At 45.1% G+C, this 572-nt stretch carries 1 rRNA gene; it reads left to right on the top strand.

Annotated features, from left to right (window positions below):
* Window positions 1–485: 485 nt before the first annotated feature.
* Window positions 486–572, top strand: a 23S ribosomal RNA gene (locus tag H6B10_RS15090); the annotation flags it as partial.

The raw sequence follows: 572 nt of genomic DNA, 5'->3' as shown, positions 1-572 counted from the left end.
GCTGATAGCTCAGCTGGTTAGAGCACTCGGCTGATAACCGAGAGGTCGATGGTTCGAGTCCATTTCAGCCCACCACTGGTTATCCAGTGCGCTGGGTAACCCAAAACCTTATGCGAGACCCTCGAGGGTATACGAGCGGCGCGCAAGCGACGCGAGTATAACACTCCCGATGGTCGATGTCCTTGGTTCACCGCAAGGTGAAGCAAGACAGATGACGCCGAAGGCGTCAGATGTACCTTGAAAACTGAATATAGAACTGCGAAATGAGATTTTAAGCTAGTAAAATTCCTGATTTCTATTCTTTCTTTGCAAAGAAAGAATCAAAGAAACTCTAATATAGCCTCCCATTCACGGGATGGAATATTGAAAGTTCTTTGTTTACTTTCTTTCAAGAAAGTAAAAAATCTATAATTTCACCAAGCGGTAAAATCTCGTTGGCAAATGGAGAATCTGAAGAAAGATATGTTTATCGAAAGATAAACAACGGTCAAGCTACAAAGGGCGCAAGGAGAATGCCTTGGCACTGGGAGCCGATGAAAGACGTGGTAAGCTGCGATAAGCCTTGGGGAGGA

Origin of the sequence: Gemmiger formicilis, assembly GCF_016901605.1 — a bacterium.
GTDB classification, from domain to species: Bacteria; Bacillota; Clostridia; order Oscillospirales; family Ruminococcaceae; genus Gemmiger; species Gemmiger formicilis_B.
This window is presented reverse-complemented; position numbering and strand designations above follow the sequence as displayed.